The organism is Staphylococcus pasteuri (genome assembly GCF_030547725.1).
Classification (GTDB): Bacteria; Bacillota; Bacilli; order Staphylococcales; family Staphylococcaceae; genus Staphylococcus; species Staphylococcus pasteuri.
Genome location: NZ_JAUOQO010001088.1, coordinates 1 through 231 on the forward strand (window position 1 = coordinate 1; position 231 = coordinate 231).

1 protein-coding gene is annotated in these 231 nt (G+C 45.9%); it reads left to right on the forward strand.

All coding sequences use genetic code 11. From position 1 onward, the window contains the following. Nucleotides 1–231, forward strand: a 231-nt coding sequence (locus tag Q4528_RS16505; RefSeq protein ID WP_303522881.1) for an NlpB/DapX family lipoprotein, incomplete at both ends; no start/stop codon positions are given.

Sequence of the window (231 nt, forward strand, 5' to 3'; positions counted from 1 at the left end):
TGGTAAAGGAGCGCTACCCACTTATTTAGGTGAACAGGTCGATGTGCGTTCGCCTGCTCAAGTTCTGACTGTGCTAGAAGGGACGCGAACAGATGATACGGCAGAAAATACAACGGTCATCTTTACCGCCAAAGACCGTGGGGTGGCTGCAAAAGATGATGTGTGGAGCTTGTTACTCAATTTCTTCGCGCAACATAATGTATCGGCTAAAAATCTAGATAAACTTAAAGG